This window comes from Paenibacillus macerans (genome assembly GCF_050565405.1).
Lineage (GTDB): Bacteria > Bacillota > Bacilli > Paenibacillales > Paenibacillaceae > Fontibacillus > Fontibacillus macerans_B.
The window spans coordinates 1-13,734 of the sequence record NZ_JBNYYG010000053.1 but is presented as its reverse complement, the minus strand read 5'-3'; the positions used below and the strand labels follow the sequence as shown (position 1 = coordinate 13,734).

Annotated in this window: 17 protein-coding genes; all 17 read left to right on the top strand. The window is 51.7% G+C overall.

The window, feature by feature from the left end; all coding sequences use genetic code 11:
• Positions 1-2 precede the first annotated feature (2 nt).
• A complete protein-coding gene (locus ACQ4N8_RS22480) occupies positions 3-500 on the top strand; it encodes a flagellar hook capping FlgD N-terminal domain-containing protein (protein WP_430706582.1) in 498 nt (165 codons plus the stop codon).
• A complete protein-coding gene (locus tag ACQ4N8_RS22475) occupies positions 497-880 on the top strand; it encodes a TIGR02530 family flagellar biosynthesis protein (RefSeq protein ID WP_430706581.1) in 384 nt (127 codons plus the stop codon). Before ACQ4N8_RS22480 ends, ACQ4N8_RS22475 begins: the two co-directional genes overlap by 4 nt.
• A 92-nt stretch (positions 881-972) precedes the next feature.
• Positions 973-1,794 carry a flagellar basal body rod protein FlgG gene (flgG, locus tag ACQ4N8_RS22470; RefSeq protein ID WP_430706580.1) on the top strand — a complete coding sequence of 274 codons (822 nt, stop codon included), beginning with the start codon at positions 973-975 and terminating at the stop codon, positions 1,792-1,794.
• 84 nt (positions 1,795-1,878) lie between these two features.
• Complete coding sequence (locus ACQ4N8_RS22465) at positions 1,879-2,103, top strand: flagellar FlbD family protein (protein ID WP_430706579.1); 225 nt, start codon at positions 1,879-1,881, stop codon at positions 2,101-2,103.
• On the top strand, positions 2,100-2,573 hold the full coding sequence (locus tag ACQ4N8_RS22460) for a flagellar basal body-associated FliL family protein (RefSeq protein ID WP_430706578.1): 474 nt from the start codon (positions 2,100-2,102) through the stop codon (positions 2,571-2,573). Before ACQ4N8_RS22465 ends, ACQ4N8_RS22460 begins: the two co-directional genes overlap by 4 nt.
• Positions 2,574-2,618: 45 nt before the next feature.
• A complete protein-coding gene (gene fliM, locus ACQ4N8_RS22455; RefSeq protein ID WP_430706577.1) occupies positions 2,619-3,617 on the top strand; it encodes a flagellar motor switch protein FliM in 999 nt (332 codons plus the stop codon).
• A complete protein-coding gene (fliY, locus tag ACQ4N8_RS22450; protein ID WP_430706576.1) occupies positions 3,607-4,839 on the top strand; it encodes a flagellar motor switch phosphatase FliY in 1,233 nt (410 codons plus the stop codon). Before fliM ends, fliY begins: the two co-directional genes overlap by 11 nt.
• A 30-nt stretch (positions 4,840-4,869) precedes the next feature.
• Complete coding sequence (locus ACQ4N8_RS22445; protein ID WP_128633174.1) at positions 4,870-5,235, top strand: response regulator; 366 nt, start codon at positions 4,870-4,872, stop codon at positions 5,233-5,235.
• A 9-nt stretch (positions 5,236-5,244) separates the two neighbouring features.
• Complete coding sequence (locus ACQ4N8_RS22440) at positions 5,245-5,784, top strand: FliO/MopB family protein (protein ID WP_430706575.1); 540 nt, start codon at positions 5,245-5,247, stop codon at positions 5,782-5,784.
• Positions 5,781-6,542, top strand: a complete 762-nt coding sequence (fliP, locus tag ACQ4N8_RS22435; protein ID WP_430706574.1) for a flagellar type III secretion system pore protein FliP — start codon at positions 5,781-5,783, stop codon at positions 6,540-6,542. The genes ACQ4N8_RS22440 and fliP overlap by 4 nt, the downstream gene beginning before the upstream one ends.
• 40 nt (positions 6,543-6,582) lie before the next feature.
• Positions 6,583-6,852: a flagellar biosynthesis protein FliQ gene (gene fliQ / locus ACQ4N8_RS22430; RefSeq protein ID WP_430706573.1), complete on the top strand. Its 270-nt coding sequence runs from the start codon at positions 6,583-6,585 to the stop codon at positions 6,850-6,852.
• Between the two features lie 11 nt (positions 6,853-6,863).
• Positions 6,864-7,652, top strand: coding sequence for a flagellar biosynthetic protein FliR (gene fliR / locus ACQ4N8_RS22425; protein WP_430706572.1), 789 nt, complete (start codon positions 6,864-6,866; stop codon positions 7,650-7,652).
• Between the two features lie 14 nt (positions 7,653-7,666).
• Positions 7,667-8,755, top strand: a complete 1,089-nt coding sequence (gene flhB / locus ACQ4N8_RS22420) for a flagellar biosynthesis protein FlhB (protein ID WP_430706571.1) — start codon at positions 7,667-7,669, stop codon at positions 8,753-8,755.
• Positions 8,756-8,779: 24 nt separating this feature from the next.
• The gene (gene flhA / locus ACQ4N8_RS22415) at positions 8,780-10,816 is read left to right on the top strand and encodes a flagellar biosynthesis protein FlhA (RefSeq protein ID WP_430706570.1); all 2,037 of its coding nucleotides are present in this window, start codon (positions 8,780-8,782) and stop codon (positions 10,814-10,816) included.
• Positions 10,813-12,231, top strand: a complete 1,419-nt coding sequence (gene flhF / locus ACQ4N8_RS22410) for a flagellar biosynthesis protein FlhF (protein WP_430706569.1) — start codon at positions 10,813-10,815, stop codon at positions 12,229-12,231. The genes flhA and flhF overlap by 4 nt, the downstream gene beginning before the upstream one ends.
• Positions 12,228-13,115 (top strand): MinD/ParA family protein, encoded by an 888-nt coding sequence (locus ACQ4N8_RS22405; protein WP_430706568.1) that lies wholly within the window; start codon positions 12,228-12,230, stop codon positions 13,113-13,115. The genes flhF and ACQ4N8_RS22405 overlap by 4 nt, the downstream gene beginning before the upstream one ends.
• A gap of 32 nt (positions 13,116-13,147) precedes the next feature.
• On the top strand, positions 13,148-13,734 hold a 587-nt coding region (locus ACQ4N8_RS22400), incomplete at its 3' end, for a response regulator (RefSeq protein WP_430706567.1).

The following is a 13,734-nucleotide window of genomic DNA, read 5'->3' as shown; positions in this document are numbered from 1 at the left end:
CCATGGCTGATACGTATACACCGGGCTTAATGTGGCCTAATTATTCGCAGTCCAATGTACAAAAGGCTAGCACAAAGAGCAATGAACTTGGCAAAGACGATTTCCTCAAGCTAATGATGACGCAGATGCAGAATCAGGATCCTTTGTCCCCGATGGACAATACGCAATTTGTCGCCCAGATGGCGCAGTTCACTTCAGTAGAGCAGTTGGTAAATATCTCGGAACAACTGAAGGCCATGAGCCAATCCCTTGGAAATGAATCGGGGCTGATCGGTAAGCTCGTCACTTGGATCACAGAAACCAAGACCGGAAATTACGACGTGGCTACCGGAAAAGCAGAGGTTATCAATGTGAGAGAAAGCGGAGTCGTCGATTCTATCCTCGTTCGCAGCGGCGTTCACTATGTCAAGATCGGGGATAAAGAAGTCGAGATTTCCGATATTGAGCAGGTTGGCGATCCGGCTGAAGAAGTACCGGAACAGGGAGCGGATCCGTCATGAATGGACCGGTCAAAGTAGGACAGTTATACCCCGGGAGATTGGGGCCGAATACGCTCACGCAGAACAAAAATGTGCAGGCCGGCATAGCGCAGGGTACCAGCTTCAAGGAATTGCTGCAGGATCGGCTATTGCATTTTAGCAACCATGCGGTTAAACGATTGGAGCAACGCGGCATCGAGCTTAGGCCGGACCAGCTTCACCAAATCGAATCGGCGATTGACAGCGCTGCAGCAAAAGGGGCGAAGGACTCCCTGATTCTATTGAAAGACATGGCCCTCATCGTTAACGTCCATAATCGAACTGTCGTTACGGCGATGGACGGCAGCAGCATGAAAGACAATGTGTTTACGCAGATCGATAGTGCCGTCATTATTTCTTAATTGGCTGGACCGGTTGCGGGAGCCAACCTAGCCGCCGACCGACTGAAGCGGCTTCAAGCAAGTTATTTTATCACTGGGAGGAATAAGAGCACATGCTAAGATCAATGTATTCGGGCGTATCCGGGATGCGCGGATTTCAAACTAAGCTTGACGTCATCGGCAATAATATCGCGAACGTAAACACCGTAGGCTTTAAAGCTGGACGCGTCATGTTCAAAGATATCATGAGCCAAACGGTATCCGGGGTAACCGCTCCGGCGGATGGCGAATCCGGCGGGATTAACGCCAAGCAAATCGGTTTGGGGGTTTCCATTGGTTCCATCGATACTCTACATACCGGCGGGAGCGCAATGACAACCAACAATCCGCTTGATTTGCGGATCGACGGGGACGGATTTTTCCTTGTCAAGCTGTCAGGGGAACAAGAGGTGCCTTTCCTGACCCGGGCGGGGGATTTCCATATGGATGCCGCCGGCCAATTGGTCACTTCTGATGGTTTGCTTGTTTGTGATAGCGGCGGCGAGGTGTTGGCACCGATCGACTTTACGACGGTGACCGCATTTTCGATCTCTGCGGACGGGACGATCTTAACCAAGCTGAACGACGGGACGAACGGGGATGCCGGTCAAATCGGCGTCACGAAAGTGACAAACCCTGAAGGCCTGGAGAAAATCGGCGGAAATCTGTATCGGGTGAGCGCAAACGCCATCGTGGACGAGCCTGTCTACACGAACCCTAATAATGCCGAGGTAGGCACCGGCGCGCTCGTCTCCGGCCAACTGGAAATGTCCAACGTCGATCTGACCGGCGAGTTTACCGAGATGATCGTGGCGCAGCGCGGGTTCCAGGCCAATTCGCGGATCATTACCACTTCCGATGAAGTACTCCAGGAAGTCGTTAACCTGAAACGCTAAGCTAGTAAGTAGCCGGGGAGGGGGGATGTAATGCTCTTCCCCCTGCTGCTTGGCCGGATCCGCGTTTGCTTAGGAGGGAAATCCATGATTTCTGTAACACGCTTGAACGGTTCGCAAATGTGGCTGAACGCCATCATGATCGAAACAGTGGAAGAAACACCGGATACATACGTCACCCTCATCACGGGCAAACGTATTATCGTGCTGGAGAAGGCGGCCGAGGTAATTGCGATGATCAAGGAATATTATCGTGAAGTCGGCATCCACGCAGCAACTATTAAAGTGCAACAAACGGAGGAATGGTCATGAAAAAAATGCTGCCTTGGCTGATTACGATTCTATTGGCCATCACATTAATCGTACTCGCCGCCTTCCTGCTGGTGAACCAAATGAATAAACCTGCACCCGGCACTGAAGTGAATGCCGCAGTCAACAGCGTGGCTGAGCCCGAACATCTGTCTGCGGATGAAATCGTCAAAGTGACTTCAACGATCGACGACATCAAAACGAATTTATCCGAGCCGGACTATGTGGTCGTGATGAACTTTGCTTTCCAGCTGGATAATGAGGTGTCCAAAGAAGAGTTCGACAAAATTAAGGATTTCAAAATAAAGCCGATTATTATCAAGACGTTGGCTGACACCAAGCCGGAGGAATTAACGGGTGCTTTGGGCAAAGACAACTTAAGCTCTAAACTGCTCAACCTGATTAATAAATCGCTGCCGGAAGGGAAATTGATTCAAATCGATATTACCAACTTCATTATGACGACGATCTAAAAAGAATATCGAACGAATTCGGATTTTTCTAAGGGGGTGAGATGTTTGGTTGATGTGTTGTCGCAGAACGAGATCGACGCGCTGCTTGCCGCGCTGTCATCCGGCGAAATGGACGCCGAGGAATTAAAAAAGGAAGAAACGCAGAAGAAAATCCGCGCTTACGACTTTAAAAGAGCCGTCAGATTTTCCAAAGATCATATCCGGAGCTTGACCCGGATTCACGAGAACTTTGCCCGTTATCTCACCACCTATTTTTCGGCACAATTGCGTACATTCGTGCAAATCAACGTAGTTCAGGTAGAGCAGCTTCCTTATGACGAATTTATTCGCTCCATTCCGAAAATGACGATCCTTAACATTTTTGAGGCGGAGCCGCTCGAAGGAAGAATGGTGCTGGAGGTACATCCCAACGTCGCGTTTGCCATGCTGGACAGGCTGCTGGGTGGCCTCGGAACGGCGCCGTCCAAAATCGGATCGTTAACGGAAATCGAGACGATCATTATGGAACGCATCTTCAGCCGAGCTTTTGAAAGCTTGCAGGAAGCGTGGAAAACCATCGTGGACATCAATCCGCGGATGGAGGGGCTGGAGACGAACCCGCAGTTCATGCAAATCGTTTCTCCCAACGAGACGATTGCGCTCATTTCGCTGAGTACAAAAATAGGAGATACCACCGGGATGATAAACTTGTGTATCCCCCATGTCGTCATCGAACCTATCATGCCGAAGCTTTCAGTTCACCATTGGTTCGTGTCCCAGAAAAAATCGCGGATTCCGGAAGAGGTCGATGCGCTTCGGAACCGCGTGAACAAGGCTAAGCTGCCGATCGTCGCGGAGTTGGGCGAGTCGCAGATTACGGTTCGCGAATTTTTGGGGTTAACCGTTGGCGATGTGATCTCCCTAAACAAGCCTGTGGAGGAAGGATTGCAGATCCGAATCGGCGACAGGCTGAAATATATCGGTAGTCCGGGAACGTTGAAAGAACGGGTTGCCGTGCAAATTGATGAAATTGTCAGCGAAGGAGTTGAGGAACTTGACGAGTAAAGACTATTTGTCCCAAGAGGAGATCGACGCTCTGCTGAAGCAGGCCAATCAGGAAACCGCCTCGGAGCCGACGATCGACGACGTGCTTACGCCACTGGAGCAAGATGCGCTCGGAGAAATCGGAAATATTACGTTCGGAAGCGCGGCGACGGCCCTTTCGACTTTGTTGAACAAAAAGGTGGATATTACCACGCCGAAGGTATCCGTCATCACGCGAGCCCAGTTCGAGGCTGAATTTCCGAAGCCGCACGTCGCCATTCACGTGCAATACGTGGACGGGTTCGAAGGCATGAATTCTCTGGTCATTAAGACGAGGGACGCTCAGGTTATCGCCGATCTAATGCTGGGCGGGGAAGGAAATCCGATTGAAGAGGAACTGAATGAAATCCATATCAGCGCCGTCCAGGAAGCGATGAACCAGATGATGGGCTCGTCGGCAACCTCGATGTCGACGATTTTTAACCGGTTTGTCAATATTTCGCCTCCGGGCATCGATATTTTGAATATGTCCGAAGGGCATGGACTAGGCAGTCTCCCGTCGGCGGATCCGCTCATTAAAATTTCTTTCCGCTTAACGATTGGAGACCTGATTGATTCTACGATCATGCAGTTGCTTACGGTCAAGTTTGCCAAAGAGATGGTCGATAGCCTGATCAGCGGGGCGGCGTCGGAAACTACGTCCATGGAGACGGCCGCAGCCGCAGCGCCTCCTGCACCGCCAATAGCAGAGCCCGAACCGCAGGCGCCGATGTATCAGCAACCTCCGGCACCTTCCCAGCCGATGCAGCAGCAACCCATGCAGCCTCCGGCGGGATACGGACAGCCGGCAGCCTATGGGTATCCGCCGCAAGGTCAGCCTTACGCCGAGCCTCATCATTATGGTGCGGTTCCGGGACGCAATTTGAATGTACAGCCTGTACAGTTTGCAAATTTAGGGAACCCGTCTTTCAGTCATGTTGACGAAAATAATTTAAACTTACTGATGGACATACCCCTTAAGGTCACCGTAGAATTAGGAAGGACCCAAAAGCAGATCAAGGATATCCTGGAATTATCCCAAGGCTCCATCATCGAACTGGACAAGTTGGCCGGTGAGCCCGTGGATATTCTGGTAAACAACAAGCTGATCGCCAAAGGCGAGGTTGTCGTCATCGACGAGAATTTTGGCGTTCGCGTTACTGATATCGTCAGCCAATGGGACCGCATTCAAAAATTACAATAACAGTAGAAGTTTAGGGAGGATTTTAAACCAATGGCAAACCGAATTCTAATCGTAGACGATGCAGCATTTATGAGAATGATGATCCGCGACATTTTGACGAAAAACGGATTTGAAGTCGTAGGGGAAGCACAGGATGGTGCGCAAGCGATCGAAAAATATAAAGAGCTCCATCCGGACCTGATTACGATGGATATTACGATGCCGGAGATGGACGGCATTGCCGCCCTGAAAGAAATCAAAAAGCTGGACTCCAATGCCAAAGTGATCATGTGTTCCGCCATGGGCCAACAGGCAATGGTTATCGATGCGATTCAAGCTGGCGCTAAAGATTTCATCGTGAAGCCTTTCCAATCCGACCGGGTTATCGAAGCCATCAACAAGACGCTGGGACTGTAGGCCTGGTCCATGAACAATCAGCCGGATACTCCCCCGTACGCGAGCGGGGATATTAACCTATGGGGAAACTTGCTTACCGTTATCGTCGTACTAGGCCTCATCATCGCATTAATCGTCTTGTTGGTCCGGTTTTTAGGTAAAAGGAACCGATACCTTACCCGGAACCGGTCGATCCGTACCTTGGGAGCCATTGGACTGGGACAGAACAAATCCTTGCAGGTGATCGAAATCGGAGGCAGCATTTATCTGGTCGGCGTTGGCGAAGACATTTCCCTGGTTGATAAAATCTCCGACCCGGCTGAAGCGGCCTCACTGCTGCAGGCTTTTGAGGAGGAGGGGGCTGAATTCGCCGGATTTGCATCTACCTTGTCCGGCTTGATCTCCCGCTTCAAGAAAGAACCGCCTCAAGAAGAAGAGGAACTCGAAGGCGCCGCTTTTCACGAAGTATTTCAATCGCAGCTGAGGAAAATGCCTAACCGGAAACGACAAATGGAGGAATTGCTGCAGGATCCGGAAGAACAATCTACAGATCGGTCGAGGGATTCATGAAGAAAAAAGTGTTAATCGTCAGCCTGTTGCTGGCTTTGTGGAGCGTGTTAGCCGTCTCCGTAGCTTCCGCCGAACCGGTCGATCCGATTCCGAATATCGGCATTCAAATCGGAGATTCGGGAGGCGCGCCAAGCACCAGTTCACTATCCATCATTTTGCTCATTACGGTACTAAGCATCGCACCGGCGATTTTGGTATTAATGACTAGTTTTACGCGCATTGTGATCGTACTTGGTTTCGTCCGAAGCTCTTTGGGGACGCAGCAGATGCCGCCTAACCAGGTACTGATCGGTTTAGCCTTGTTCTTAACGTTGTTTGTAATGAGTCCCACGCTGTCCACGATAAATGAGGTAGCGCTTCAGCCTTATATCAAGGGGGAGATTACCCAATCGGAAGCGTTGGACAAAGCAGCCGTACCAATGAAGAAATTCATGTACTCCCACACGAGAACCAAGGATCTGCAACTCTTCATGGGTTATACCAAAATGGAAAAGCCAAAAACCTATGAGGATATTCCGTTGTCCGTTATGGTGCCGGCATTTGCCATTAGCGAGCTGAAGACGGCGTTTCAAATGGGATTTTTGATCTTTATTCCTTTTTTGATTATCGATATCGTCGTTTCAAGCGTGCTCATGGCGATGGGGATGATGATGCTTCCGCCGGTCATGATCTCGCTGCCGTTCAAGATCTTGCTGTTTGTGCTCGTAGACGGTTGGTACTTGATCGTGAAATCGCTGCTGGTCAGCTTTAACACTTAGTAACATAGTGCTGTTATTTTCAGGGAGGAGAAGACGGTTTATGAGTTCGGAATTCATCATCGGTTTGGCCGGACAAGCCGTTTATACCGTTTTGAAGGTCAGCGCGCCGATGCTGGTGATCGCTCTTGTGGTAGGTCTCCTGGTGAGTATTTTTCAGGCGACAACCCAAATCCAGGAGCAAACGCTTGCCTTCGTGCCCAAAATCGTTGCCGTACTGGTAGCTTTGTTGCTGTTCGGTCCATGGATCCTGACGACGCTGGTGGATTTTACCTACGGCATACTAAACAACCTAGCTAGTTATATCGGTTAGGCGAAATGATGATGGAGATTTTATTGCAAGGCATATCCGTCTTTATGCTTATTTTTTGTCGAATGACTGCATTTTTTGTAGTTTCGCCGATTTTTTCATCCCGTACGGTCCCGACGACATTTAAGGTCGGGTTCTCGGGGATCATTGCGCTGATGATCTATCTGACGATCGGGTCCGATCAAGCCGTACCAAGCGATCTTGGATATTTCATGTTCATCATCCGCGAGGTGTTGATCGGGTTGCTGATGGGGTATGTCGCGAATCTGCTGTTTGCTGTCATACAGATGGCCGGTTCATTCATCGACATGCAGGTCGGTTTCGGGATCGCAAACGTGATTGATCCGATGACCGGAGCTTCGGCTCCCGTGCTGGGCAATTTGAAGTACATCATCGCAACGCTGATGTTCCTGAGCATAAACGGACATCATTATTTGCTGGATGCGGTTATTCGCAGCTATAACTGGATTCCGCTTTCCAACGACTTGTTCCAGAAGATATATAACGGCGATTTGGCCGAGTTTCTGGTCCAAACCTTCAGCAATGCTTTTCTGCTGGCGTTCCAAATGTCGGCTCCGTTAGTCGTGGCACTTTTCGTTACCGACGTGGCGTTGGGCTTTCTAGCCCGTACGGCTCCCCAGTTCAATATTTTCGTGATTGGGATTCCGGTGAAAATTATCGTCGGGTTGCTCGTGCTGTTGGTATTGGTGCCCAGTTTCATATATGCTTTTCAATCTTTGTTCGAAGTGCTGTTTAATGCAATGCATGACCTGCTAAGCGTGATCGGACAAAGACCGAAGTAGGATGGGGGATCTTAATGGCGTTTCGGTATTCGCTTGACCTGCAGCTGTTTGCCGGCGAGAAGACAGAAAAGGCCACGCCGAAGAAACGGCAAGACGCCCGCAAAAAAGGTCAAGTGGCTAAAAGCCAGGATGTATCCGGAGCACTCATTCTCTTGTCCGGCTTTTTATGCCTTACGGCGTTCGGGGGATACATCAAGGAACGCTTGATCGCGCTGTTTGCGGATGTTTTCTATCATCGCTTGTCGATGAATGTCACCAAAGAAAATGTCATGACGATGTTTGGCGATTATGGAGTTCAGATTCTGCTGCTGCTCGCCCCGATATTTCTTGTCGTGGTTGTTGTCGCTATCGTGGCAAGTTATGCGCAAATCGGCTTTCTATTCACCGGCGAATCGCTAAAGATGAAACTTAGCAAGCTGGACCCGATTAAAGGGTTCAAGAATATTTTTTCGGTGCGGTCCCTGGTCGAGTTTTTTAAAACGCTATTTAAATTGATCGTTATCGGTTATCTCGTGTACTCGACGATTTGGGGTTATCGCGGAAGCCTGTCTTCACTAGGCCATCTCCCGGTAGACGATACGTTTCATTTCACCGCCAAACTCACGCTGAATCTGGGGATTAAGATTGCTGCTGCCTTGATCGTACTCGCCGCATTGGATTATATGTATCAGAAGTATGAGCATGAAAAAAGCCTCAAGATGTCCAAGCAAGACATTAAGGACGAATATAAAAAAATGGAAGGCGATCCGATCATCAAAGGTAAAATCCGCGAACGGCAGCGGAGGATGGCGCTGCAGCGGATGATGCAGGAAGTGCCGAAGGCCGACGTTATTATTACGAACCCGACGCATTTTGCGGTGGCTCTGAAGTATGACGGTTCGCAAATGGACGCTCCGCAGGTCATTGCCAAAGGGCAGGATTATGTAGCGCTCCGCATTAGGGAAATCGCTAAGGAGCATGGCGTGATGACGATGGAAAACAAGCCGTTGGCGCGTGCACTGTTTCAGAGAACCGAGGTCGGGGAAACGATCCCCGCCGATTTGTTCCAGGCCGTGGCCGAAGTACTGGCTTATGTATATAGAATCAAAGGCAGGGTCAATTGATAAAGGGATCGGAGGGGAACAACCATGAAAAAGTTTAAAGATCTGTTCGTCCTTGTTGGTATTATCGGCATCGTTCTGCTCATGATCGTCCCGATCCCGACTTTGCTGCTGGACATTCTGTTAATTATTAATATCTCGCTTGCCTTAATGATTTTGCTGGTCGCCATGAATACGAAGGAAGCCTTGCAGTTCTCCATTTTTCCGGCGATGCTGCTGATTACGACATTATTCCGTCTGGCGCTGAATGTATCGACTACCAAGCTGATTCTGGGACAGGCCAAAGCCGGCCACGTTGTGGCCACGTTCGGCTCGTGGGTTTCCCAAGGGGAGCCCGTTGTCGGTTTTGTCGTCTTCCTGATTCTTGTGGTGGTTCAATTCATCGTCATCACGAAAGGCTCGGAGCGCGTGGCTGAAGTCGCCGCCCGCTTCACCTTGGACGCGATGCCCGGTAAGCAAATGAGTATCGACGCCGACCTTAACGCCGGTCTTATCAATGAACAGCAGGCGCGGGAACGCCGGAGCAAAATCGAACGCGAAGCCGATTTCTACGGCGCGATGGACGGGGCGAGCAAATTCGTCAAAGGGGATGCCATCGCCAGCATCATTATCCTCCTAATCAACCTCATCGGCGGTTTCATCATCGGTATGACGATTCATGGCATGGGATTCCCCGAAGCCATGTCGACGTATTCACTCCTGACCATCGGGGACGGGTTGGTCAGCCAGATTCCGGCGCTGCTGATTTCGACGGCAGCCGGGTTGATCGTGACCCGCGCCTCCTCGGAAGGCAATTTGGCCGAGGACATCACCGGCCAGCTGTTCACCTATCCGAAGCTGCTTTACATCGTGGCCGGAACGATCGCCTTGCTCGGCACGTTTACGCCGATCGGTCCTTGGACCACGTACCCTTTTGCCGGACTGATGATTTTTGCGGCCCGCAGGATGCAGAAAAACATGGACCGCAGGCAGGTGGAACAGGAGCAGCAGGAGGAGGAGCAGCAGATCGAGGAGGTACGCAGCCCCGAGAGCGTCATCAATTTGCTCCAGGTGGATCCGATCGAATTCGAATTCGGATATGGACTTATCCCGCTGGCCGATACCGGACAGGGCGGGGATTTGCTGGACCGCATCATCATGATCCGGCGCCAGTGCGCGCTCGAAATGGGGCTGGTCGTTCCGGTCATTCGGATTCGCGACAATATTCAACTAAAACCGAATGAATATGTCATCAAAATAAAAGGAAATGTCGTAGGTAACGGTGAATTATTACTTAATCACTATTTGGCCATGAGTCCCGGGATGGATGACGATACGATTACGGGTATCGAGACCCGGGAACCGGCCTTTGGACTTCCTGCGTTGTGGATCGACGAGGCGACCAAGGACCGGGCGGAATTGTCCGGCTATACCGTGGTGGATCCGCCATCCGTAGTCGCTACGCACCTCACGGAAATGATCAAAAAGCATGCCCATGAATTGCTTGGCCGTCAAGAGACTAAAGCCCTGGTTGACAACCTCAAGGAAAATTACGCGGTTCTTGTCGACGAGCTGATTCCGTCGGTGCTCTCCATTGGCGATGTTCAGAAAGTGCTGGCCAAACTGTTGCGGGAGAAAATTTCCATTCGCGACATGGTAACGATTTTCGAGACGCTGGCGGATTATGGAACGTACACCAAGGATCCCGACGTCCTGACCGAATACGTCAGACAAGCGTTATCGCGGCAAATTACGCAGCAGTTCACCCAACCGGGCGAAACGATGCGCGTGATTACCGTCGGTCCGACATTGGAGAAGAAAATCGCCGAAAGCGTGCAGCAGTCGGAGCAAGGCAGCTACTTGGCTCTGGACCCTGCCTCTACACAGACGGTGTTCCAAAAGCTGACGGAGCAAATCAATCGTCTCGTGCAGACCGGGCATCAGCCCATCTTGTTGACTTCTCCGACGATTCGCATGTATTTGCGCCAGGTGATTGAACGAAGCATGCAGGATATCCCGGTATTGTCCTATAGTGAATTAGAACCGAATGTAGAAATTCAAAGTGTCGGGGTGGTGAATTTATGAGAGTGAAACGATATATCGTCGACGCCATGCCGGACGCCATGTCGAAGATTCGAACCGAACTCGGCGTGGACGCTGTCATCCTTAGCACGAAGGAACTGAAAGTCGGCGGTTTCCTCGGGATGTTTCAGAAGAAGAAGATCGAAGTGATCGCGGCTACGGAAGGCAATGAGACGCCAGGGCCGAAAGCAAGGCCGGCAAAGCCGGCTCCCCCTCCGGCGCCGGCACCGGTTTCCCGGCGAGCCGTTCCTGAGGCTTACCGCAAAACGTCGCAATTGGCCAAGCCGACCACCCCGGCGCCGGCCGCCGCAAATACCGCCGCCGCCCTTTCGGCAGTCGGTCTCCAGGAAAGGGAGGAGCCGATCATCACGCCAATCGCACCGGTGACGGAGCCCCCAAAGACTGTATTTTCGGTCGAACCGGAGACGAAACTCCCGGGACCGAGCACCGCGGCGGGGCGTTTTGAGGAAGCTGTACAGCGCGCCGCGCTACAGAATCCTTTAAAAGATCATGAAACCGACGGAACTGCAAAGCAAGACAAAGAGGAGATTTTACTCGAAGAAATCCGGCAGATGAAGCTTTGGATCAGCAAGCTGGCCCAAAGGCAGGGGGATGGGCGCGAGCTTCCACCGGAGCTACTTGGGATCCAGCAGCAGCTGACGAACCAGGAAGTGTCAACCGAATTGGCGGAAGCCTGGCTGGACGAGATCTATGAAGCTTGGGTAAGCTCGGGGAAAAGCATGAGCAGCGATGAATTGATCGGCAGGTTTCGCGAGTGTGCCGGGTCCTTTTTACAGGATCGCATTGGCCCCGGGATCGGGAAAGGAACGCGGATCGTATACATTGCCGGACCCACGGGAGTCGGCAAGACGACAACGATCGCCAAGCTGGCGGCCGACCAGATTTTCCGGATGCGAAAAAAGGTGGGGTTCATCACCGCCGATACGTACCGAATTTCGGCCATCGAACAATTGCGCACCTACGCCTCGATATTGAATGTGCCGATCGAGGTCGTGCAGTCCCCGGGAGATGTACAGCGCGCCATGCAGCGGCTGGAGCAATGCGACTTGATCCTGATGGATACCGCCGGGCGCAATTACCTGAATGAGTTGTTCGTCGCGGAACTGCATAGTTTGCTTACGCCTTCCGACGTCAGCGAAACGTACCTGGTGCTCAGCTTGACCTCGAAAACGCAGGATATGAAGCGGATCACCGAGCATTTCAGCAAATACGATCTGGATAAAGTCATCTTCACAAAGCTGGATGAAACGGAAAGCGTCGGCCCGATTTATAATCTTTTGAATGATTACCCGCTTAAAGTCGCCTACTTGACTAACGGTCAAAATGTGCCGGACGACCTGCTCCAGGCGGACCCAAAGCTGTTGATCGATAGTCTGCTGGGAGTGCGGGGCCTATGAATGATCAGGCACAAGCATTAAGGCAGATGGTATCGTCCCGGATCGGCTCCCCGGAGCCGTCAACCCGCAAGGGCTCGGCTCGAATTTTAACGGTCAGCAGCGGCAAAGGCGGCGTAGGCAAATCGAACTTCACGTTGAATTTCGCTCTCGCCTTGAAGACGCTGGGACGTAAAGTGCTTCTCTTTGACGCCGATATCGGCATGGCTAATATCGATGTGTTGATGGGGGTAAGACCCCAATATAGCTTATACCATTTGTTGAAGGGCGAAAAGAATATTTCGGAAATCATCGAGCTCGGTACGCATGCTTTGCCGTTTATCGCGGGGGGCTCGGGAATGGCGGATTTGTTTTCGCTGTCGGAAGCGGATTTGAACTATTTTACGTCGCAGATCGAATCGATCTCCGAAGAAATGGACTATATCATTTTCGATACGGGGGCGGGCCTATCCAAGGAAACGTTGAAATTCATTACGGCCGCCGACGAATGCCTGGTCGTCACGACGCCGGAGCCTACCTCGATCACGGATGCCTATGCGTTGATCAAAGTGGTGCACGGCCTGGACGCGGACGTTTCGTTCCGGCTCGTAATCAATCGGGTAACGGGCGAACATGAAGCCCGGCAGGTCGCCGACAAGATCTCGCTGGTTGCGCATCGTTTTCTCGATATGGATATACCAACGCTGGGCTACTTAAGCGACGATACGCATGTGATGCAGGCAGTCAAGAAGCAGGTTCCTTTCTCCATCGCATTTCCGGGTTGCTCGGCCGCGCGCGACATCGAGCGCCTGGCCTTGACTTATATGAATGTTCCGCAAATGAAGCCGAGGGATACTTTGTCAGGAATCAAGGGATTTATGCATAAGTGGTTAAAGCTAGCGAAATGATTCTGCATGAAGGAACAGGAGTGGAACAAACGATGCCTTATCGAGTGTTGGTAGTTGACGATTCGGCGTTTATGCGAAAAATCATATCCGATCTGATCGAACAGGACCCGGTATTTCACGTGCAGGGCACGGCTAAGAATGGCCGCGAAGCGATTGAGCAAATCGCCAGCCTGAAGCCGGATCTGGTGACCATGGATGTCGAGATGCCGGAGATGAACGGTCTGGATGCACTAAAAGCGATTATGAAGGAGCATCCGCTTCCGGTCATCATGCTCTCGGGGATTAACGAGCAAGGCATGCGGGAAACCATCATGGCGCTGGAGTTGGGCGCATTCGACTTCATCCGCAAGCCCTCGGCGTCCACCAGTTCGCATGACATCGAGCAGGTGGGACGCGAGCTTCGCGAGCAAATGAGCGTTGCGATGCTCGCGAAGGAGCGCAGGGACGCGCGGGCGGCTGCGCTGCTTGCCAAAGCGCCGGAACTTCCGGCCGCGGCACGCAAAGCGCCGCAGGTTACGGCTCTCAAGCCGCCGCCTCCTTGCTGGGCGCGACGCTCCAGGGGATGCAGCGATGCACGGTTTGCGGCAAAGAGGTCGAGGTCGCTGCGCATTGCGGCCGC

Coding starts and splice junctions, on each gene's coding strand:
- fliR (WP_430706572.1), top strand. CDS start 6,864: ATGGAGATTTTATTGCAAGGCATATCCGTCTTTATGCTTATTTTTTGT.
- flgG (WP_430706580.1), top strand. CDS start 973: ATGCTAAGATCAATGTATTCGGGCGTATCCGGGATGCGCGGATTTCAA.
- flhB (WP_430706571.1), top strand. CDS start 7,667: ATGGCGTTTCGGTATTCGCTTGACCTGCAGCTGTTTGCCGGCGAGAAG.
- ACQ4N8_RS22445 (WP_128633174.1), top strand. CDS start 4,870: ATGGCAAACCGAATTCTAATCGTAGACGATGCAGCATTTATGAGAATG.
- ACQ4N8_RS22475 (WP_430706581.1), top strand. CDS start 497: ATGAATGGACCGGTCAAAGTAGGACAGTTATACCCCGGGAGATTGGGG.
- ACQ4N8_RS22465 (WP_430706579.1), top strand. CDS start 1,879: ATGATTTCTGTAACACGCTTGAACGGTTCGCAAATGTGGCTGAACGCC.
- ACQ4N8_RS22480 (WP_430706582.1), top strand. CDS start 3: ATGGCTGATACGTATACACCGGGCTTAATGTGGCCTAATTATTCGCAG.
- flhF (WP_430706569.1), top strand. CDS start 10,813: ATGAGAGTGAAACGATATATCGTCGACGCCATGCCGGACGCCATGTCG.
- ACQ4N8_RS22405 (WP_430706568.1), top strand. CDS start 12,228: ATGAATGATCAGGCACAAGCATTAAGGCAGATGGTATCGTCCCGGATC.
- fliP (WP_430706574.1), top strand. CDS start 5,781: ATGAAGAAAAAAGTGTTAATCGTCAGCCTGTTGCTGGCTTTGTGGAGC.
- ACQ4N8_RS22440 (WP_430706575.1), top strand. CDS start 5,245: ATGAACAATCAGCCGGATACTCCCCCGTACGCGAGCGGGGATATTAAC.
- flhA (WP_430706570.1), top strand. CDS start 8,780: ATGAAAAAGTTTAAAGATCTGTTCGTCCTTGTTGGTATTATCGGCATC.
- fliQ (WP_430706573.1), top strand. CDS start 6,583: ATGAGTTCGGAATTCATCATCGGTTTGGCCGGACAAGCCGTTTATACC.
- ACQ4N8_RS22460 (WP_430706578.1), top strand. CDS start 2,100: ATGAAAAAAATGCTGCCTTGGCTGATTACGATTCTATTGGCCATCACA.